Source organism: Campylobacter ureolyticus, from assembly GCF_013372225.1.
Taxonomy (GTDB): domain Bacteria; phylum Campylobacterota; class Campylobacteria; order Campylobacterales; family Campylobacteraceae; genus Campylobacter_B; species Campylobacter_B ureolyticus.
Window position 1 is genome coordinate 1,004,568 of record NZ_CP053832.1, and the last position, 21,199, is coordinate 1,025,766.

Below are 21,199 nucleotides of genomic sequence, written 5' to 3' on the forward strand. Positions count from 1 at the left end.
AAAAATGACAAAAAATCTCTATAGTCCGCTAAGAATCTATAAGATTTTTCATCTTTTACTAACATTTTATCTACTCATTAAAAGACGTGAGAGCTTTTTGTTTATAAAAAGCATAAAAGCCAATAAAATCACATCTTACATCAACTATCTTGGTCCAAGTTTTATAAAAATGGCACAGGTTTTAGCCACAAGAAGTGATTTTTTCCCACCTAATTATCTAAATGAGCTTAAAAAAATACATGATAATTTGCCACCAATGAGCCAAAACGAGCTAGAGAAAGTCTATGAAGACAAAGGTTTTATAAATTTTAACCAAACTCCAATAGCAAGTGCATCTATTGGGCAAGTACATGAGGCTTTTTTAAAAGATGGTAGTAAAGTTGCCATAAAAATAAGGCGATACAATATCGATAAAATCGTAAAAACTGATATAAAAATCATCTCTTTTTTAAACAAAATTTTTAAGCCACTTTTTTCGCACTATACAAAAAACTCAATAGAAGCGGTAATTAACGAGTTTGCAAGCACTATTATAAAAGAAACTAGTATGAGAATAGAGCTTTCAAATTTAAAGAAATTTTCTAAAATATATTGCAATTCAAACATTATTTTTCCAAAATATTACGAAGAGCTTAGCAACGATAATATGCTTGTAATGAGCTTTGAGGAGGGATTTAGGTTTGATGATAGAAAAAATATTGAAAAATTTAAAATTGATATTAAAAAAGCGATAAATGACCTAGTTTTGTTTTATGTAGAGCAAATGCTTATAAAGGGCTATTTTCATGCCGATCCTCATCCTGGAAATGTCTTTATAAATAAAAACTCGCAGATAATTTTACTTGATTTTGGCATGGTAAAATCAGTCTCAAATGAAACTAGACTTAACATAATCTCGCTTTTAAGAGCTGCAAATGAGCAAAACTATGAAGAGTATATCACCGCTTGCAAAAACCTTGGAATTAGCGCTTATGAAACACCAACTACGATGCTTGCTGAGTTTGTGGAACAAATTTTCGATATATTTTCAAATGACTCACTTAGCAAAACAACAATGCAAAATTTAGCCTTTGAAGTTATGGCAAATACCGCTAAATTTCCCTTCAAGCTCCCAGCTGAAGCTATCTATATCCTAAGAGTAAGTGCCATTATAGAGGGTCTTGGAACTAGTTATTTAGAAAATTTTAACGGCATAAAAGATATACTTCCAATCTTAGTTAAAAATATCCCGCGAGCAGTTGGTGCAAAAGAGACTTTAGTTGATACTATATTTGATGAATTACAAGAGCTTCCACAAAACCTGCACTATATAAAGACAAGCTTTCATAAAATAAGCTTAGGGCAGATAGAGACAAATATCTCCAAATCACAGCTTGAATACTTTAAAAAGGTCATTGATGAAAAGGTTGCAGAGCTTATTTTTGGACTCATTCTAATCCTAACTTCATTTTTTATCCTGCTTGTAGATAAAGATTTTAAATTTATAGCCACTGCTTTTTTTATAGCTGGAGTTTTAAGGCTAATTTATAAAAGATAAATGTTATGTATATTAAAATATTTATAACTTTTTAAATGGATTAAATAATACTGTTTAGTAAAAAAGTTAACTTAAAAACTATTTTATAATTATTTAAATAAAAAATTTGTTAACTAAATTTTTTTTAAAAAAACTATATTAACGATTAAATGATAACCCTCATTATCTTTTTATTGCAACAATGACACATTATATTCCAAAAATTTTTCTTTTTATATTTTCATAAGCTTTTTTTGCCCTAGTTTTTGGATTATCTATTAAAAACTTGGTAGAATTTTTATCATAATTTTCATTTATTATATCCTTTGCTAGAAAAACTTTTATAGTTTTTTTGCCATTTTCAAAAACTGGATTTATCCATAAAGGATTATAAAAAATATCAACTATTTTAGTAGAATTCTCATCTTTTGATATTAAAATTTCATAAGCAACGCTTTGCTCACTTTCTATATTGTTAATTGTTTCAACTCTTTGATTTGATATAAAATTTCCACAAGAATACGCTATAAAGCCATTTTGATTATACCATGCAATATCTTGTGAAATATGAGGATGATTTCCAATGATAGCATTTGCGCCAAAACTAATAATTTTTTTAGCTAAATTTTGCTGATTTTTGTTTGAATAACTTTGATACTCTATACCCCAATGTGGAAAAACAACAATAAAATCAGCCCCATAGCTCAAAAGTTTATCAATATCACTTTTAATTTTTTCTTCATCTAAGAAATTTAATAAATTTTTTTCTTCATAATTTAGTGAATTTTCAAGCCCATTATAGCCATATGAATAACTTAAAAGTCCTATTTTAACACCTTTTACTTCTAAAAGTTTAAATTTATTTCCTTTTCCTGTGCCAAAACTAAAAAGTCCGGCATTTTCTATAGCCTTATTTGTTGTTAAAATACCATCTATTCCACCATCAAGAGCGTGATTATTGGCTGTTGATAGAGCATGAAAACCAGCATCTTTTAATGCTTTAAAAATTTCAGCTGGAGTATTAAAAAGTGGATATCCTTTATAAATTAAATTTGGATTTGATGAACTTTCAAAATTTCCAATAACCAAATCGCCACTTTTTAAAAAATCTTTAATATTGCTAAATTGCGGCGAAAAATCAAATCCACTACTATTTTTATCATGAAATCTAGCATAATCAAGCTGTGGCTTATGTGTCATAATATCACCAGTAACGATGATTTTAATAACACCTGCAAAAGTAAAATTTATAAATAAAATTAAACTTAAAAAAATTTTCAAATTTCAACCTTAAAAAAAATTGATAAATTATAACTACTATTCATTAAAACTAAGTTATTTTAAATTAAATATTTATTTTATTGTAAGTTTAGCGTTGTTTTTTAAAAAATAAATTTCTACTAAAATCCTTATAAGCTTTTACAACTTTTACAAAATTACATCTTTTTTATCTCTATCTATTTTGATGCATATAGTTTTGTTTGCCAAATAATACTCATACATCTTACAAGTAGGTAGCAAAATAACATCAATAATATTTAAATTTTTATAGCCTGGCAAATTTAGCGAAACATTTCCAACCAAATTTGCACTACTTTTGCAAGTTGGCATCAAAAAAGCATTATGTTTTATAGAAATGTTGTTTTTCCTAGCAAAATCTTCATATGTCATTTTATAAAAATATTGTTTTGTTATATCGCCAATTCCTGGCGTATTTTTTGCTTCTTTTTTATTAAGTATTGTTGTGTAGTATTTGGCATCATATATTGAAAGTTCATCATTGTTGATAGTTACAATATCTGGAATTAGCGTTTTTGTGGCCTCATGAATACTACTGGTTTTAACATCTCTCCACTTTGGTTTTGGAATAATATCTTTTAAAAATTCATTACCATCATTACCACGGAGCCCTAACTTTTTTAAGCTTTTTTCTAAGCTATTGTCAAGGACTTTTGAACATACATCTTCCCAGACTAAATTAAAACTAGAAGTTCCTACAAAAGAGATATCGCTAGAAGTTTTTTTAATGCTATCTTGTTCAATATATCTTTTCAAAAGCTTTAAGATATTTTGCCTATATGTTATAAACTGAGTTGAAAGCTCTTGATTTAGACGATTTATTATAAACTCTATACTTCCAAAGTTATCTAGTTTTGCTAAGCTTAAATTTATAGGTGAAATATTTAAAATATTTAAAATATTTAAGATATCTTTTAGCTTTTTACAACCCTCGCTTAACACAAAAGCATGAAGCAGTGTAAAAAAATCCTCTTTATTGCTCTTTTGATTAAAAGTAAATGTATCTAAATAAAATGGAATATTGTTAGAAAAGTATGCTGTAGTTTCGTTGATGGTCTTTTCCCAGCAAATCTCTCCTTCACCATTTTGTTCGATTATATCATTTTCATTTATGTAAAGCCCATGCTCATAGTAGCTATAAATAAGCTCTAAAACAATCGATAAAAGGTTAAAATTTTCAAGCTCTAGCTCTTCATCAAAGCCTATATTTTGCTGTTTTGACTGATATTTTCTAATAACTGAGATTAGTTGTTTAAGAATTTCATAGTTTTTATCTGCTTTTTCATCTTCTATATATTTTGGATAAATGACAAGACAGATATTACCAACAACTATGATCCCAACATACTTAAATACATAATCATCAAATTTATCATTTAACTTGAAATCTTCATCAAGCAGCTCATCTAATTCAAATTTAGAGCAACTTTTTAAATATTTTACGATATTCATCAAAGATAAGTTTTTTAACAGATCCCTAAGCTCTTCATCATCTTTTTCAAAAATGTTTTTTAACTCATCAAAAGAATATCTCTTTAACTCTTTTAGTAGCTTTATATCCATAAATTATTCTTTAGTTTCTTCTATTTTCTCTGTTTTTAGTTCCAACTTATATTTAAATAAATTAAGTGCATCTTTTTGAAATTCTTTACACAAATTTGAGTAAGTAGAGTAGCTGTTTTCAGCAAACAGTAGTGACCTGTAAGCTCTAGCTGCATCTTCGTAAAGATACATTAAAAATTTATCTTTAACAACTTCTGTAAGTTTGCTTGGCTTATAGTTTTGTAAAATTGACTTTGATATAAAATAAGGACCTATAAGCTTATCTTCAGGTATGTTAAGCTTGGACAATCTTTTATTTACCTCTTTTCTAAAATCATCCCATTTGACCACTTCTGAGCTGTTTATTTGAAATTTGTATTTTTCAAAACTTTTATCTACTGCATCATCAATCCCGATATATCTAAACTCCCATCTTCTTTTAAATGCTGTATCTATAGGCATAACACCTTGATCTGCACTATTCATAGTAGCCCAAATATACAAGTTACTTGGCAAAAATACTCTACTAAAATCATCGCCCATTTTTTCTCTTATATTCGAAGTAAGCTTGCTATTGGTTAAATTTTTCTTTAAAAACTCTTGCAGCTCTATGGAAGCAGCGATTGAATACTCACTATCACCGCTCTCATCTCTATCTAAAAGTTGAAAAATATCTCCAAAAACAGCCGCAACATTTGCTCTGTTTATCTCTTCGATAATTAAAAGATAATTTTTATCTTGATTTTGCAAAGCTTTTGTAAGTTGTCTTAGTAAAACTCCTGGGATATACTCATATGTTATACTCTCTTGTTTGCCTATTTTTTTAGGAAATGGCTTAAACGCTCCTACAAAATTTCCATACATATAATTTGGATGAAAAGTTACACGCTCACAACACTCTTTTTTAAAGCATTCTTTAGCCTCCTCATTAAGCAAATAGCTCTTCCCAGTGCCGGGCGCTCCGAAAAATATCCTTTGATGTGGCTTATCTATATGCTTTCTATGGGTATCGTTTTTATTTGATTTATCTGAGTTTTGTGTAGATGATTGACTTTCTCTTTCTTTTAAAAATTTTTCATACCAATTTAGTGAAGCGTTCATAGCTTTTTTACTTTTTTTGGTAATATCTTTATATTTACTAGAGCTAGTTATCTTATCTTTTATCTTTTTGTAATCTTCAGGATCTGATATCTCGTATAAATTTATATTTTTAAACTCATCTGATATCTCCCCTAGATTATACGGTTTTATCTGTCTAAGATAGTTAACGTATGATGTAATTCCATTTTTTTTAAGAAATTTTCTATACTCACTTTCTAAATCAACTTCACTATTTTTAATATCCATGACAACACCCTTTTTAATAAAATATAATTTCTTCTTATTATTATTATTATATATAAATACCTTAAAACATAGCTAAAAACTTAAGATCTCATATAAAACTTGGTGCGTCGTTTGAAAACAGTATTAAATCCCCAGCTTTTGTTTTTTCGCTTAATGTTTTTATAAGATCATTTTTATCTTTTAAAATAATCAATTTATTTTTATCGCAAATTTCACTAAAAATCTTTGCATTTAATTCGCCAGTTATGATAATTAAATCAAAAATTTCATTTATAATTTTTGCTAAGTTTTCATTCATCTGTTTTGTGGCTTCTACTATTCCTGGAGTTACGATAACTTTATTTCCATCATATTCTCTAACAAGCTCATAGCTTGCACTCATACCTTCAAAATTGCCATTAAAGCCATCATCTATTATAAATTTAGGTGTTTTTGATACGATTTGAAGGCGGTGCTCTACACTTTTTAAATTTGAAATTTTTAATTTTATTTCATCTATTTTTAAACCTAAAAATTTCGCTACACATATACAAACTGCTAAATTTGAAGCATTAAAACTACCTAGAATTGGTGCATAAAATTTATAACTTTCATCAAATTTCATCTCAAAAATAACACCATCTAAATTCGCTTTGATATTTTGCAAACAATCATCATAAATAACTATTTTATCATCATCTTTTTTTAAGGTCGAGCTATGTAAAAAAGCCTTTTTAAGTCTTGCTGAGTTTAAAGCTTCAAGTTTTGTTTTTCTTATATTATCAACACTTTTAAAATATTCAATATGCTGACTTCCTATCTCACCTACAACAACAATTTGTGGTTTTAAAAATTTTGTTATCTCATCAATATCACCATTTTTCCTAGCGCCAGCCTCTGCTATGTAAATTTGCACATCGCTATTTAAATTTTCATTTATGTCTTTTACTAAGCCCATTAATGTATTTACACTTCTTGGGGTCTTATAACAATTAAATTTTTCATTTAAAATTTGATATAAAAAATTTTTAATACTTGTTTTTCCATAGCTTGCAGTAATTTGTATGATTGTTAAATTTGGCATACTTTCTAATTTTTTTTGTGCTTTTTGCATATAAATTTTCGCATTTAGCTTTTCAAAGAAAAAACTTATAAAAAATGATAGAAACAAAGGTGCAAAGATTGGAAGAACAAATGCTTTTTTAAATAAAATAATATCTAAAAATAGAGTTGTTAAAATTAAAATTAAAAAAAATCTTTTAACTCTTGAGGTGAAAACTAATTTTTTATCAAGTTTTTTATGCCAAAAAATAAGACTTGGTAATAAAATAATATAAAAATATATAAAAAATAAATTTTCATTTATAAGCCTTAGACCAAAATAACAACATATTGGAATAAATAAAAAAATCAAATGCCAAAGAGGTTTAGTAAAATGAAAAAATACCCTTTCAAATTTATAAGAAAACCATTGAAGAGTTGTTATAAGGTAAAAACCTAGAGATAATATTAATAAAAAATGTGTAAAAAATTTTAAAAAAATCATTTTTTATCCTCTTCTTTTTTAATTTCTTTTAAAACTTTTTGAACTTTATATTTATAAATATCGCTAAATCTAATCGCTCTTTTTTTACTTTTTTTTAGCTCATCTTGAGTTAAATCAATATTTTTTGTGTCATTTTCCACACTTTTTTCAGATTTATTTTCTAAATTTTGCGTATCTTTATCTGTTTTATTTATGCTTTGTTTTTCACTTTTAAAGTTATTATTTTCAACCTCTTTATAGTTTTCATCTTTTGGTATTTTTTCATCTAAATTAGGCTTATTATCTATTTTTTTTCTTTTTACAACATCACTTACTAAAACTAAATCTTGCACAACTTCATTATTAGATAAATCTTTTTCATCTTTTTTTAAATCATTTTCATCTATAACTATTTCATCTATTTTTTTATCATCATCGCTATTGTTAGCTTTTTTTTCTTTGCTATCTTCTTTAAATTCATTTTCTTGGTTAAAATCTTTATTTTTCTCTAAACTTGTAGAAGTCTCTTTTTTTTCTATATCTTCATCTAATTTGCTATCTTTTTTTTGCCCTTGAGCAACATCTTCATTTTTTTTATCATCTTGATATTCTCTTTCATAGACTTCTAGGACCTCATAATCATCATCTAATTTATCATAAATAAATTTATTTCCAATAATTGGACCTTGTATGGTTTGGTTATTTTTATTTTTTATTTTAATTTCATTTTTTGTATTTATTTCATCATATTTTTTTGTTTTATTAAAATCATTTGCTAAGATTAAATCTTCTTCATCTTTTTTTTGATTTAGCTCATTTGATTCTTTATTTTCATTGTCGTTTTTTACTGTAACTTCTTTACAGTCTTCATCTTTTTCTTGATTGTCAGTTATTTCTTTATTGTTTGTATTTTCACTGTTTTTTTTAGAATCATTCGTTTCGTATTCTCGCTCATGAACTTCCAAAACCTCATAATCATCATCAAATTCATCATAAATAAATTTTTTATCATCACTTGATTTATCTATTTTTAATTCACTGTTTTCATTTTTTTCACTAATATTTTTAAAATTATTTTCTATAGTATCTGAAATAAATTTAGAATGTATTAAAAAGAAAAAGTGATCTCCTGCAAGTGGAAAAAAATCACTATTTTTAATTAACCTATTTATCGTTTTGCCACTTTCAAGACTTACAGCCTTATCGCCCTCACCCCAAAAAATAAGCGTTTTAGCTTTAGTTTTTGAAAAAACCTCTCTAAAGTCTTCATCAACTACATTTTTTAAAGTATCATACATAACTCTACTCATTCCTGCGACATCTTTTGTAGCAAAGAGTTTATAAAGTCCCGCAAAACCAAATATTTTTAAAAATTTATAAAGTTTTATTTTAAATTTTACGATAAAAGGCTTTTCTTCAACGATTCCAGCAGTGCTTAAAAGAACTAAATTTTCCGGTCTTAAAAGAGTTGCTATCTTACCGCCAAAGCTATGACCCATAATAATATCTGGCTTTAGTTTTAATGAGCTTAAAAAAACTTGAATAATTTTTGCATATTTTATAGAATCAAGCTCATAAAAAATATCACTTCTCCCAAAACCTGGTAAATCTATATAAATTTGTTTAAATTCATTAAGGCAAGAGCCAAAAGCCTTTATCATTATCTCTTTATTTGCACCCCAACCATGAATTATTAAAATAGATCTTTCTTTATCTGGATTTTTAATTTCATAGCTGATTTTATAAGTTTTTGCCAAGTATGAAATTTCCCTAATCGCCATCTTTGTGCCTTTTTTGTGAATATACTATATCCAAAAGCTCAACAGCACGCTCTAGTCTTTCATACTCTTTTAAGCTAAGCATAACAGCTTCAAATTTATTATTTTTTACAATAACAGCTTTTTTAAGCTCACCATCACTCACTTTTGATAAAACCGCACTGAAATTCCTTACAACTTCAGTTGCGGTATAAATTTCATCTTGTTTAAAACTAGGCATTTACAACCTTTACATAAAATTATATGTAAAATTTATCATATTCTTAGTTAAATTTTACTTATAAACAGAAATTGATTTTACATAATTATAGTCTATCTCTATTTTTTTATAACTTGGCAAATTTCTAGCTAAATCATAAAGTCTATCTTCAAAGTTATCAAATAAATAATGAGCCAAACTTCCTGGATTTGTATTTATCTCATTTAGATAAATTTCATCATCAATTATAAAAAAATCACATCTTATAAGGCTTCCATCAAATCCGTATGAGTAAATTTTAGAAAAAGCTTTTCTTAATTTTTCTTTTAATTTTTCATCTAAATTGGCTTCTTTTATGGTCTTGCTATCACTAAATCTCAAGTATTTTTGATCAAAATCTAAAAATTCATCTTTATTTGGCTCTTCTATCATGGAAAATTCCATCTTTGAGTCTGCTTTATAGCCAGCTAAATTGCACTCTCTAACACCTTCAAAAAAAGGCTCAACTAAAAGCGTATCATCAAACTCAAAGCTCTTATCAAGCGCGTAAGTAATCTCACTCTCATCTTTAACGATGCTTATGCCAATACTACTTCCAAGAGTTGCTGGCTTTAAAATAAAAGGAGGTTTTATAGTTATTTCTTCATTTCTTTTTAAAATTTGATAATTAAGAGTTTTTACTCCTGTTATATTTGCTAAAAATTTAGTTAAAACTTTATCATAGCTTAAAATTGCTGGTTTTAGCCTTGTGCCTATAAATTTAACATCAAAAAACTCAAAAAGAGATGCTAATTTTCCATCTTCTCCATCACATCCATGGACTAAATTTACATAAACTTGAACATCTATTTTTTTGCTGCTAAAAGCACCTTCGCTAAAAAAACCACCATTTTTAAGTATAAGTTTTTTTGATTTTTTATACTCTAAACTACTAAAATATGTAGCTTTCATATTTTTTGGATCTATTAAATAAAAATCTCTATCTTTATCACAAAAAATAAATTTAACCTCTTTTTTTAATACATCTTTTAAAGTTATAGCTGATACTATACTTATCTCATGCTCATAACTTTGTCCACCAAATACAAATCCTAAATTCACTATTTTTCTCCTTATTTATGCTAATTTTTTTAATGCTTCTTTTATAAGATCTGCTGTATTTTGAGCTTTGCAAGATGGTAAAATTTTAAGAATTTTATCTCTCTTAAAACCTAGGCTTTCTAAAGCCATTATGCTTTCACTTTTATAACTTTCTAAGCTTTGGCTACTTATTAATTTTGCATCACTTAATTCTGCTATTATTTTTCTAGCAGTTTTAAGACCAATCCCAGGAACTGTTGTAAGAACCTTTGTATCGCCATTTATAACAGCACTTGCAAAATCACAATATTTTAAAGTAGAACAAACTGCCATTGCAGTACTTGCACCAACACCACTTACTTTTAAAAGAACTTCAAACATCATCTTTTCATCATTGTCTTTAAAGCCATATAATAAATTTGCATCTTCTCTAACGATTTGTTTTATTAATAAAGCTGTTTTTTCGTCCTTTACAAGGGTTGCTGAGCAATTTAATGAAATGATAATTCCATAGCTTATCCCGTTATTTAGTTTTATTACCGCCATACTAGGCTCTAATTTAGTTAAAACACCTTCGATCTCAACTATCATTTTTTTCCTTTAAATTTCTATTTTATCTCTTTAATAAGCTTATTTAAGGCCTCATTTACTGAAATATCCATATATTTTAAAATCGTATCAGTTGAAGGATCTGGCACAAAAGTGTGGTTTTTAATAACGCCTGATTTTAAAATTTCTGAGTTTTTAACAAGCTCGTATCCCAAAATAACTTCAGCTTGATCAAAATTTACTTGCAAAGACAAAAGTGAAGTATTTAAAATTAACGCATCTTTTGTAGGCCTAAAAATTTGTTCAAATTCACACTCTGATGAAACCGCACTAACAATTCCTTTATAAACCATCTCACTTGGTGTTGTGATATATTTTGCATCATCAACATAAATTATATTATTTTTACCATCTACAATTAAAATATTTCTACTATCGGCTAAATTTAGAGCTTGTATATTTGCAACATAAATTCTTTTTGAATTTTGTAGTTTATTATTGCAAACCTCACCTTTATAGGTCATTTCATAGTATCTTACAGGATTTGCTTTTTTACCTAAACAGCCACCTAGTAAAACAGACACGCAAATTATTAATAATATCTTTTTATACATTTTCTTCCTTTTATTTTAATCTAATGTTTGAGATCTTTTTTGCTTTTGAGTATCTCTAAAAAAGAAATCATATGGATCATCTTCTAACCTAAACAAAGCATTTTGAAACTCTCGAAGCATTTTTTTAAATTCCATTAAAGTCAAAGATGTTTCATGTAAAGTAGGAGATAATATTTCTTTTATATCATAATTTCCATTTTCTAAATCAGAGTTTATCAAATTTAAGGTTTTATTTAAATTAAGAGCTGTTTTATTTGCATTTTTTGCAAAATTATCTGCATTTTTAACTAATTCATTAAAATTTTTTAAACTTTCATCGATGTCTGATTTATCAATCTTTGCTAAAATTTCATCAAGACTTTTTAAAATGGAATTTAACTTAGCAAAATTTTCAGCATTGCTTAAATTTGAAGCTGTTAAATTTATAGAGCTTAAGGTTTGTTTTAAATTTTGTAGATTTTCATCATCTAAAACTGAGTTTATTTTTTTAATTGCCTCACTAACTCCAGTTGTTATGGCTTTTGCCTCGGAGTTAAACTTACTTAAAAAACTTTTATCTAGGTATAAAATTGGCTTTTCATTTTTAGAAAAACTCTCGCCATCTCCTTTTGATAAATTTAATGTAGTAAGTCCGCTAATGCCTTGAATTTCAGTGGTTGCAATACTATTTTTCTTTATAGGAAAATCATTTTGAACATCAATAGCTATCTCAATTACTCCATAATCACTACCTTGTGCAAAATGTATATCTTTTACATATCCAGCTGGAACTCCTATATATTTTACTGATGAGCCTTCTTTTAGTCCATTTGGAAGCTCTTTTGTGTGTATATAGTAAGTCTTATAATGAACATTTGAATCAGATCTTGTAGTCATCCACCAAATAAAACAAATAGTTAAAATTCCTACTAAAGTAGTAAAAATTCCAACAATTGTAAAAGAGTTTTTATTTTCCATTAATTTTCCTTATTTTTGCTATCAAAAAGCTCTTTTAAAGGATTATTTTCAAAATTTTTAACTTCTTCTACATTTCCTTCAAAAGCTACTTTTTTATTATCAATTATTAAAAACCTATCAAGTATATTGAAAATAGAGTCACTATCATGAGTTACCATGCCAACTGTTATTCCTAAACTATCTCTTAAATTAACTATTAACTCATCCATTCTTCTAGCACTTACTGGATCAAGTCCTGAGTTTGGTTCATCTAAAAAAAGCACTCTTGGGCTTAAAACTAAAGCTCTTGCAAGAGCAACTCTTTTTTTCATACCGCCACTTAACTCACTTGGAAAAAGATTTGCCGCATCTTCTTTTAGGCCTGTTTTTTTTAGCCAAAACATAGAAATATCCTTAATATCATCTTTACTTAAAGAGCTATATTCTCTAAGTAAAACTCCAATATTATCAAGCACATTCATAGATGAATAAAGTGCACCAAACTGAAACATAACACCTGTTTTAAGCTTTATCTCTTCTCTTTGTTTTATATTAAGAGACCACAAGTCTTTATCAAACATGTAGACTTTTCCTTGGCTTGGCTCTTTTAAATAAATCAAAGTTTTCATCAAGGTTGTTTTGCCACTACCGCTTCCACCTAAAAAGCCATAAATTTCACCCTCTTTTATATGAAAGCTAGCATCTTTGTGAATCAACCTATCACCATATTTTATAGTTAAATTTTTGGCTTCTATAAACATTATAAATCAACTTTAAGAAAAAATATAGCAAATAAACAATCAATTAAAATAACCCAGAATATCGCATTTACGACACTTTTTGTAGTAAGTTTTCCAATGCTTGATGTGCTTCCAGTTACCTCAAAACCTCTTAAACATCCTATTAAAGCTATTGCCATTCCAAAAAATGGTGCTTTTACAAGTCCAATATAAAAATGTCTTATTTCAACTAAATTTTTAAGCCTATCAAAATAGATTGAAAAATCAATTTCTAAATAGTAATATGATACTAGCATTTGACCAAAAATACTTGCCATATCTGCTAAAAAAACAATGAATGGCATAATAATAATCATCGCTAAAATACGTGGAATAACTAAATTTATAAATGGATCAAAACTCATTGTTTTCATCGCATCAATTTCTTCTGTTATTTTCATAACACCAATTTGAGCAGTAAAAGAAGATGCACTTCTTCCAGCAACTACGATAGCGGCTATTAATGGGCTTAGCTCCCTAAAAGTAAGCATTCCCATAATTTCAACTATAAAAAGCGTCACACCAAAATCAGCAAGCATTTCTGAGCCTATATAAATAAGCACAACCCCTATTAAAAATGAAGTTAAGCAAACTATAAAAACTGCATTAATTCCCGCATCTTTACAGACATTTGAAATAGCCTTGAGCCTAAGTTTTTTTAAATTTAGAAGATTGTAAAAAAATTTTAAGCTAAGCTCACCAAAAAAACTTAAAAAACTTAAAAAACTTAAGTATGCCCCATAAACTGAAATTCCCACTTCTTCAAAAAAATTTTTTTTCTTAAATTTATATGTTTTTTTAGGGATGTCATCTTTTATTAGTGAAAATATAGAATCAAATTTTTCATTTGAGTTTGCAAAATCAATTTTTAAATTATTTTTTAGTGCAAATTTGTAGATAATTATAGCAATAGCATAGTCTATACTCTTTAAATTTGAAAAATCAAAAGTAACTTTATCTTTAAGATTTTTCATATCTTTTTTTATAAGAGAGATAGTTTTTTTGCTAACTTTATAATCCCAAATTCCATTTAAAAAAATAACTGAATTCTCAACATTAAAAGAGTTTTCTTGCAAATTTAACCTTAAATAAAAAAATAAGGTTAATTATACTATAATCTTTCTTTACTTTAAATTAATAAATAGGTAGTTAAATTTGGCTAAAAAAAGGGTTTTTGCAGGGTTTTTTACTAATAGCATAGGAATACTTGTTTCTAGAATTTTAGGGCTTTTTAGAGACCTTTTAACAGCTAGTGTTTTGGGTGCTGGAGTTTGGAGTGATATTTTTTTTATAGCATTTAAATTACCAAATTTATTTAGAAGGTTATTTGGCGAGGGAGCTTTTACGCAAGCTTTTTTACCAGGTTTTACTCAAGCTAAAAAAAAGGCTATTTTTGCAACAACTGTTTTAATAAAATTTACTATTTTTATACTATTTTTAACTCTTTTAGTTAATGTTTTTGCTCCACTTTTTACAAAATTTTTAGCCCTTGGATTCGATAAGCAAACTATAAATTTAGCAGTTCCTTATGTAAGAATAAATTTTTGGTATTTAACTTTTATATTTTTAGTTACATTATTTGCCTCGCTTTTGCAATATAAAGATCATTTTGCAACAACAGCTTTTTCAACAGCACTGCTAAATATCTCAATGATAATATCTTTAGTTTTAGCAAAAGGAAAAGATGATGAAACTATAGTGTTATATCTTAGTGTAGGCGTTGTAATTGGTGGGATAATGCAACTTCTTGTGCATTTATTTGCTTTAAAAAAACTAAAATTATTAAGATATTTTGGTGTTGGAATCACTGCATTAAAAAAAGGGAAAAAAGCTGATACAAAAGGCTTTTATAAAAATTTTTTTCACGGAGTAATTGGCTCAAGTGCAGCACAAATTGGGGCTTTTATAGATACTTGGTTTGCAAGTTTTTTAGCTTTTGGAAGTATAAGCTATCTATACTATGCAAATAGAATTTTCCAGCTTCCTCTTGCTCTTTTTGCTATTGCACTATCAACAGCACTTTTTCCAAAAATTGCAAAGACAATAAGTAAAAATGATGATAAAACTGCTTTGATTCTTCTTTCTAAAGCATTTCATCTACTTTTTGCCTTGCTTTTATTTTCTACAATTGGTGGTGTTATTTTAAGTAAAGAAATAATTTGGCTTTTGTTTGAAAGAGGTGCTTTTACAAGAAGTGACACTATAAATTCAATGCTTGTTTTAAGTATGTTTATGATTGGACTGCTTCCTTTTGGACTAGCTAAAATTTTTTCACTCTGGCTTTATGCAAAAAATAAACAAAATATAGCTGCAAAAATTGCAATTAAAAGCCTTATTTTAAATGTAATAAGCTGTTTTTTACTCATAAAACCACTTGGCGCAGCAGGTCTAGCACTAGCTAGCTCAATTGGGGGATTTTACCTATTTATTATGAATTTAAAAGAGTTTGGCTTTAGAAATTTTTTAGATATAATAAGCCCTAAAAAAATCTTTATAATACTTGCTTTATGCTTAGTAGAGGTTTTATTGCTTTTAGTTTTTAAGGAAATAATTAATGATTATATTTGATAGTGTTATGAAAAAAAAGGTAAATTTTGAACCTATTGATAAAAATATTGTAAGAATTTATCTATGTGGTCCAACAGTTTATGATGATGCTCACTTAGGACATGCAAAAAGTGCAGTTAGTTTTGATCTATTAAGAAGAGTTTTTATAAATTTAGGTTACGAGGTTAAATTTGTAAGAAATTTTACCGATATTGATGATAAAATTTTAAATAAAATGAAAACTAGCGGCAAAAGTTTAGAGGAAATTACAAATTTTTACATCAAAAGATATTTAGATGATATGGAAAGTTTAAATGTTTTAAAGCCAAATTTGGCCCCAAAAGCAACTGAAAATTTACAAAACATAATAAACTATATCTCAAATTTACTTGATAATGGCATGGCTTATAAGATCGAAAATGACGGCATTTACTTTGATACACAAAAAGATGAAAATTATCTTAGTTTAAGTGGAAAAAGTTTTGATGATGAAAGCTTAGCAAGGGTTAAAAGTAATGAGTTAAAGCACGACTCAAAAGACTTTGTTTTATGGAAATTTGATGAGTTATGGTATGAAAGTCCTTTTGGAAAAGGAAGACCAGGTTGGCATACAGAGTGCGTTGCTATGATAAAAGCTCATCTTGATTCAAACAATAAATTCTACTCAATTGACATTCATGCAGGAGGAATGGATCTACTTTTTCCACATCATGAAAATGAAGCTGCACAGTGTAGATGTGGTGAGTATAAAAATCTTTCAAAATACTGGATGCATAATGGCTTTGTTCAAATAGACAATCAAAAAATGAGTAAAAGTTTAAATAATAGTTTTTTTATAAAAGATGCTTTAAAATTAGTTCCTGGCGAAGCTTTAAGATTCTATCTTCTAAGTTCGCACTATAGGGCAAATTTTAACTATAACTTAGAAGATTTAAAAGCCTCTAAAAAAAGGCTTGATAAAATTTATAGACTTTTACAAAGAGTTAATAACTCCAAGATAGGAGAGTTAAATTTAGAGTTTAAAGATGAGATAATAAAAGCTTTAAGTGATGATTTAAATACATCAAAAGCTTTTGCCGCAATTGATGATTTTGTAAATTTAAGTAACGATTTTTTAGATAAATTCCCAAAAGACAGATCTAAAAAAGGCGAAATTTTAGCAAATTTATGGTTCATTAAAAATATTTTTGGAATTCTAGAAGATAAAAATTACTTTAAATTTGGCGTAAGCAATGAACAAAAAGAGGAAATTGAAAATTTAATAAATCAAAGATATGAAGCTAAAAAAGAAAAAAATTTTATAAAAGCTGATGAAATAAGAGATAAATTATTAAAAAATGGAATTTCTATAATGGACACGCCAAATGGCACAACTTGGGAGAAGATTTAAATGAAAAAAAGCGAATTAAATAAAGGCTTAAAAGAAGTTTTTAAAAGATTTTTGCCCTACATAAAAAATTATATACCACAATTTTGTTTTGCAATAATAGGTATGATTATGGCAGCAGCTGGAACATCGCTAACTGCATGGCTTATAGAACCTGTTTTAAATAAAATTTTTATAGAAAAAAATGAAAATTTACTATATATTTTACCTTATGCAGTTATTTTTGTATATTTTATAAAAGGAGCTGGTGGATATATGCAAAGATATTTTACCGTTTATATAGGTCAAGATATTATACGAGAATTTAGAGAAAAAATGGTAAAAAATCTAACTAATTTGGATATGAAATTTTTTAACGAAATACGCACAGGTGAACTAATAAGTAGAACTATAAATGACATCGATAGAATTAGAAATATAGTATCAAATATGATACCTGAGTTTTTTACAAATTTACTTACCATTATTGGTCTTTTAGGTGTTGTAATTTACCAAAGTCCAAAACTTGCTTTTTTTGCTTTAATCATACTTCCGGCAGCTATTTACCCACTAAGTTTATTAGCAAAAAAAATGAAAAAAATATCAAGAGAGTCCCAAGAAAAAACATCTGATATAAGCTCAGTTTTAAGCGAAATTTACACAAATATAGAGATAATTAAAGCAAATAACACAGAAGAAAAAGAGCTAAATAGATTTAAAAAAGAAAATAATAAGTTTTTTAAACTAAACTTAAAATCAGTTAAAATAAACGAACTCGTAAGCCCATTAATGGAGACTTTGGGTTCAGTTGGAGTTGCAGTTGTTATAATCGTTGGTGGAAAAAGCGTTATTGATGGCACAATGAGCGTAGGAAGTTTCTTTTCGTTTTTAACAGCACTTTTTTTACTTTATACCCCAATTAAAAAAATATCAAGTCTTTACAATAACATGCAAGATGCAGTAGCTGCAAGTGAAAGAACATTTGAGCTAATTGATAAAACACCTTCAATTATTGGAGGGACTAAAAATTTTCCAAACGATGCAAAAAGCATAACATATCAAGATGTTTATTTAAAATATGGTGATAAAGATGTTTTAAAAGGCATTAGCTTTAACGCTTATAAAGGCGAAATTATAGCCTTAGTTGGTGGAAGCGGAGGCGGAAAAACATCTATTATAAACACGCTTTTAAGATTCTACGACATTAATAGCGGAAATATTTTGGTAAATAATAGCGATTTATATGAATTTAGCCTAAAAAGCTTAAGACAAAATATAGGACTTGTTAGTCAAAGAGTTTATATTTTCAACGACACGATTGCAAATAATGTAGCATATAGTGGTGAATTTGATGAAAAAAAAGTAATTAAAGCTTTGAAAATGGCAAATGCGTATGATTTTGTAATGAATTTAGAAAATGGTATAAATACCGTTTTAAATGAGTTTGGATCAAATTTAAGTGGTGGTCAAAGACAGCGTATTGCAATTGCTAGAATGCTTTATAAAGACCCACAAATCATAATCTTAGATGAAGCAACATCGGCACTTGATAACACAAGTGAAAATGCAATTACAGAAGTCATAGAAAATATCAAACAAGATAAAATTATATTTGTAGTTGCCCATAGACTTACAACCATAAAAAATGCAAATAATATCCTAGTTTTAAATGAAGGAAAAATTGTAGGTTTTGGAAGTGAAGAAAAATTAAGCCTTGAATGTGATGATTATAAAAAACTTAAAGGCACTTTTAATTAAGAGAATTTAAAAGTAAGATTTGTTAGAATACCGTTTATTTAAAAAAGGAATAAATTTTGAAATATGAAACACTAAAAAAAATATTTTTTCAATTTGACCCTGAAAATGCGCATTCCTTAGCTATGAAAGGGCTTAGATTTGCCAACAATAATCCATGGATTTTAAATGTAGTTGGTAGAAATTATTTACAAAATGATGAAATTTTAAAACAAAATTTATGGGGGATTAACTTTGATAACCCCATCGGTTTAGCTGGAGGGTTTGATAAGGATGGTGTTGCACTAAAAGCTTTGCAAAGTCTTGGTTTTGGACATATTGAGTTTGGAACAGTTACGCCAAAACCACAACCTGGAAATGAAAAACCACGTCTTTTTAGACTTGTAAAAAATGAAAGTATTCAAAATGCTATGGGCTTTAACAATGCAGGAATGGAAGTTGTTAAAAAAAATGTTTCAAAATTTTACCCACTAAATTCTGTTATAGTTGCAAATATAGGCAAAAATAAAATAACACCAAATGATGAAGCTTTAAATGATTATGAAATACTTGTAAAAGAATTTGATGAAGTTTGTGATATGTTTGTTGTAAATTTAAGCTCACCAAATACTCCAAATTTAAGAGATTTACAAGAAAGTGAATATATAAAAAAATTTTTTGAAACTTTAAAGCCATTAACTAAAAAACCAATTTTACTTAAAATTTCACCTGATTTTGCATACGATCAAGCTATTGAAATCTGCACCACAGCAGTAGAAAACAGAGCTGATGGGATAATAATAAACAATACAAGCATTGATTACTCTCTTTCACCAAATATAAAAGAACATAAAGGTGGTATTAGTGGAAAACTTATAACACATAAATCAAGAGAGCTTTTAAAAGCTATTTCTAAAGAATTATTTGGAAAAACAACTCTAATAAGCTGTGGAGGTATAGATAGTGCCGAGGAAGCTTATGAAAGAATTAAATATGGTGCAAGTTTAATTCAAATTTACACTTCTTTTATTTTTAAAGGTCCAACTATTGCAAAAGATATAAACGAAGGGCTTATAAAACTTCTTAAAAAAGATGGTTTTTCAAATATAAAAGAAGCTATCGGTATAGAAATAAAAAAATAAGAAGGGATAAATTTGTTACCAAAATATAATAAATTTATATTAAAAAACGGACTTGAAATTTATCATGTCCCTATGAATTTAGGAAGTGATGTTATTAGTGTAAATGTTATTTATAGAGTTGGTTCAAGAAATGAAACTATGGGTAAAAGTGGCATAGCTCACATGCTTGAACATCTAAATTTTAAATCAACTAAAAATAGAAAAGCTGGAGAATTTGATGCAATAGTTAAAGGTTTTGGTGGTATTAATAACGCATCTACAGGCTTTGACTATACGCACTATTTTATAAAATGCTCAAATAAAAACTTAGAAAAATCACTTGAATTATATGCCGATATAATGGAAAATTTAAACTTAAATGATGAAGAATTTCAGCCTGAGAGAAATGTAGTTTTAGAAGAAAGGCTTTGGAGAACAGATAATAATCCTTTTGGATATCTATTTTTTAGACTTTTTAATAATGCATTTATATATCATCCTTATCATTGGACTCCAATTGGGTTTAAAGATGATATTAAAAATTGGAGTATTGATGACATAAAAAGATTTCACTCAATATATTATCAACCTAAAAATGCAACTTTATTAATAGTTGGTGATATAGATGAAAAAACTGTCTTTAACCTATCAAAAAAATACTTTGAAAATATAAAAAATAGATGTGAAATACCAAATTTGCACACTTATGAACCAGTTCAAGATGGAGAAAAATCATTTGTTATTCATAAACAAAGTGAAGTTGAAATTTTAGGACTTGCATATAAAATTCCACCATTTAAACACAAAGATAGAATCAAATTTGAAGCGATAAGTCAATATTTAAGTGGTGGTAAAAGCTCACTTTTAAATAGAGTTTTAGTTGATGAAAAAAACTTAGCAAACCAAATAGATACTTACAATCTTTCAAGTATTGATGAAAATTTATTTATAATTTTTGCAGTTTGCAATCCAGGAATTAGTGCAGATGAATTAAAAAATGAAATTTTAAAACTCATAGAGGAACAAAAAGAAAATTTAATTAAAGATGATGAGATAGAAAAATTAAAAAATAGTGTAAAATCTGATTTTGTTTACTCATTTGACAACACTAGTAAGGTTTCTTCAATATATGCAAACTATATAATGTGTGGTGATATAGATATGCTTTTTAACTATCAAGACGATATAAACTCACTTAAAAAAGATGATATAAAAGAAGCTTTTAAAAAGTATTTTAATAAATCAAATTTGACAATTGGTGTTTTAAAAAACGGACAAAAGGAGTAAA

The 21,199-nt window shown here is 27.3% G+C and carries 17 protein-coding genes and 1 pseudogene; 6 read left to right on the forward strand and 12 right to left on the reverse strand.

Annotated features, from left to right (window positions below; translation table 11 throughout):
- Window positions 1–4: 4 nt before the first annotated feature.
- Window positions 5–1,537, forward strand: coding sequence for an ABC1 kinase family protein (locus CURT_RS05100; protein ID WP_018713167.1), 1,533 nt, complete (start codon window positions 5–7; stop codon window positions 1,535–1,537).
- Between the two features lie 189 nt (window positions 1,538–1,726).
- On the opposite strand, the gene CURT_RS05105 is transcribed toward CURT_RS05100, so the two are convergent.
- From CURT_RS05105 to CURT_RS05160, 12 genes and pseudogenes are all read right to left on the reverse strand, one after another.
- Window positions 1,727–2,797, reverse strand: coding sequence for a CapA family protein (locus CURT_RS05105; protein WP_018713168.1), 1,071 nt, complete (start codon window positions 2,795–2,797; stop codon window positions 1,727–1,729).
- 147 nt (window positions 2,798–2,944) lie between these two features.
- On the reverse strand, window positions 2,945–4,378 hold the full coding sequence (locus tag CURT_RS05110) for an LlaJI family restriction endonuclease (RefSeq protein WP_018713169.1): 1,434 nt from the start codon (window positions 4,376–4,378) through the stop codon (window positions 2,945–2,947).
- Between the two features lie 3 nt (window positions 4,379–4,381).
- On the reverse strand, window positions 4,382–5,704 hold the full coding sequence (locus CURT_RS05115) for an McrB family protein (RefSeq protein ID WP_018713170.1): 1,323 nt from the start codon (window positions 5,702–5,704) through the stop codon (window positions 4,382–4,384).
- Between the two features lie 88 nt (window positions 5,705–5,792).
- A complete protein-coding gene (locus CURT_RS05120) occupies window positions 5,793–7,229 on the reverse strand; it encodes a Mur ligase family protein (RefSeq protein WP_018713171.1) in 1,437 nt (478 codons plus the stop codon).
- Between the two features lie 1,049 nt (window positions 7,230–8,278).
- Window positions 8,279–8,989: pseudogene (locus CURT_RS09560) on the reverse strand (alpha/beta fold hydrolase); the annotation flags it as partial.
- Complete coding sequence (locus CURT_RS05130; RefSeq protein WP_016647094.1) at window positions 8,979–9,206, reverse strand: type II toxin-antitoxin system prevent-host-death family antitoxin; 228 nt, start codon at window positions 9,204–9,206, stop codon at window positions 8,979–8,981. The pseudogene CURT_RS09560 and the gene CURT_RS05130, both read right to left, overlap by 11 nt.
- A gap of 54 nt (window positions 9,207–9,260) precedes the next feature.
- Window positions 9,261–10,286, reverse strand: a complete 1,026-nt coding sequence (locus tag CURT_RS05135; protein WP_018713173.1) for a D-alanine--D-alanine ligase — start codon at window positions 10,284–10,286, stop codon at window positions 9,261–9,263.
- 15 nt (window positions 10,287–10,301) lie between these two features.
- Window positions 10,302–10,856, reverse strand: a complete 555-nt coding sequence (gene ruvA / locus CURT_RS05140; protein WP_018713174.1) for a Holliday junction branch migration protein RuvA — start codon at window positions 10,854–10,856, stop codon at window positions 10,302–10,304.
- A 17-nt stretch (window positions 10,857–10,873) separates the two neighbouring features.
- Window positions 10,874–11,428, reverse strand: a complete 555-nt coding sequence (locus CURT_RS05145; protein ID WP_018713175.1) for a hypothetical protein — start codon at window positions 11,426–11,428, stop codon at window positions 10,874–10,876.
- Between the two features lie 15 nt (window positions 11,429–11,443).
- The gene (locus CURT_RS05150; RefSeq protein WP_018713176.1) at window positions 11,444–12,385 is read right to left on the reverse strand and encodes an MlaD family protein; all 942 of its coding nucleotides are present in this window, start codon (window positions 12,383–12,385) and stop codon (window positions 11,444–11,446) included.
- On the reverse strand, window positions 12,385–13,125 hold the full coding sequence (locus CURT_RS05155; RefSeq protein WP_018713177.1) for an ABC transporter ATP-binding protein: 741 nt from the start codon (window positions 13,123–13,125) through the stop codon (window positions 12,385–12,387). Before CURT_RS05155 ends, CURT_RS05150 begins: the two co-directional genes overlap by 1 nt.
- Entirely contained in the window at window positions 13,125–14,219 is a 1,095-nt protein-coding gene (locus CURT_RS05160) for an MlaE family ABC transporter permease (RefSeq protein ID WP_018713178.1), read from the reverse strand. Before CURT_RS05160 ends, CURT_RS05155 begins: the two co-directional genes overlap by 1 nt.
- Window positions 14,220–14,298: 79 nt before the next feature.
- On the opposite strand from CURT_RS05160, the gene murJ reads away from it, so the two are divergent.
- The 5 genes from murJ (at window position 14,299) to CURT_RS05185 (ending at window position 21,198) form a co-directional block, all read left to right on the forward strand.
- Window positions 14,299–15,711: a murein biosynthesis integral membrane protein MurJ gene (gene murJ, locus CURT_RS05165; protein ID WP_018713179.1), complete on the forward strand. Its 1,413-nt coding sequence runs from the start codon at window positions 14,299–14,301 to the stop codon at window positions 15,709–15,711.
- Window positions 15,698–17,080 (forward strand): cysteine--tRNA ligase, encoded by a 1,383-nt coding sequence (gene cysS, locus CURT_RS05170; protein ID WP_018713180.1) that lies wholly within the window; start codon window positions 15,698–15,700, stop codon window positions 17,078–17,080. Before murJ ends, cysS begins: the two co-directional genes overlap by 14 nt.
- Window positions 17,081–18,814 (forward strand): ABC transporter ATP-binding protein, encoded by a 1,734-nt coding sequence (locus tag CURT_RS05175; protein WP_018713181.1) that lies wholly within the window; start codon window positions 17,081–17,083, stop codon window positions 18,812–18,814.
- Between the two features lie 56 nt (window positions 18,815–18,870).
- Window positions 18,871–19,932, forward strand: coding sequence for a quinone-dependent dihydroorotate dehydrogenase (locus CURT_RS05180; RefSeq protein WP_018713182.1), 1,062 nt, complete (start codon window positions 18,871–18,873; stop codon window positions 19,930–19,932).
- A gap of 72 nt (window positions 19,933–20,004) precedes the next feature.
- Window positions 20,005–21,198 (forward strand): M16 family metallopeptidase, encoded by a 1,194-nt coding sequence (locus tag CURT_RS05185; protein ID WP_051080274.1) that lies wholly within the window; start codon window positions 20,005–20,007, stop codon window positions 21,196–21,198.
- Window position 21,199: the final 1 nt, after the last annotated feature.

Excerpts from the sequence above, each read along its gene's own strand:
- CURT_RS05100 (WP_018713167.1), top strand. The coding sequence starts at position 5 with ATGACAAAAAATCTCTATAGTCCGCTAAGAATCTATAAGATTTTTCAT.
- CURT_RS05110 (WP_018713169.1), bottom strand. The coding sequence starts at position 4,378 with ATGGATATAAAGCTACTAAAAGAGTTAAAGAGATATTCTTTTGATGAG.
- CURT_RS05115 (WP_018713170.1), bottom strand. The coding sequence starts at position 5,704 with ATGGATATTAAAAATAGTGAAGTTGATTTAGAAAGTGAGTATAGAAAA.
- CURT_RS05120 (WP_018713171.1), bottom strand. The coding sequence starts at position 7,229 with ATGATTTTTTTAAAATTTTTTACACATTTTTTATTAATATTATCTCTA.
- CURT_RS05130 (WP_016647094.1), bottom strand. The coding sequence starts at position 9,206 with ATGCCTAGTTTTAAACAAGATGAAATTTATACCGCAACTGAAGTTGTA.
- ruvA (WP_018713174.1), bottom strand. The coding sequence starts at position 10,856 with ATGATAGTTGAGATCGAAGGTGTTTTAACTAAATTAGAGCCTAGTATG.
- CURT_RS05145 (WP_018713175.1), bottom strand. The coding sequence starts at position 11,428 with ATGTATAAAAAGATATTATTAATAATTTGCGTGTCTGTTTTACTAGGT.
- CURT_RS05150 (WP_018713176.1), bottom strand. The coding sequence starts at position 12,385 with ATGGAAAATAAAAACTCTTTTACAATTGTTGGAATTTTTACTACTTTA.
- CURT_RS05155 (WP_018713177.1), bottom strand. The coding sequence starts at position 13,125 with ATGTTTATAGAAGCCAAAAATTTAACTATAAAATATGGTGATAGGTTG.
- cysS (WP_018713180.1), top strand. The coding sequence starts at position 15,698 with ATGATTATATTTGATAGTGTTATGAAAAAAAAGGTAAATTTTGAACCT.
- CURT_RS05175 (WP_018713181.1), top strand. The coding sequence starts at position 17,081 with ATGAAAAAAAGCGAATTAAATAAAGGCTTAAAAGAAGTTTTTAAAAGA.
- CURT_RS05185 (WP_051080274.1), top strand. The coding sequence starts at position 20,005 with ATGAATTTAGGAAGTGATGTTATTAGTGTAAATGTTATTTATAGAGTT.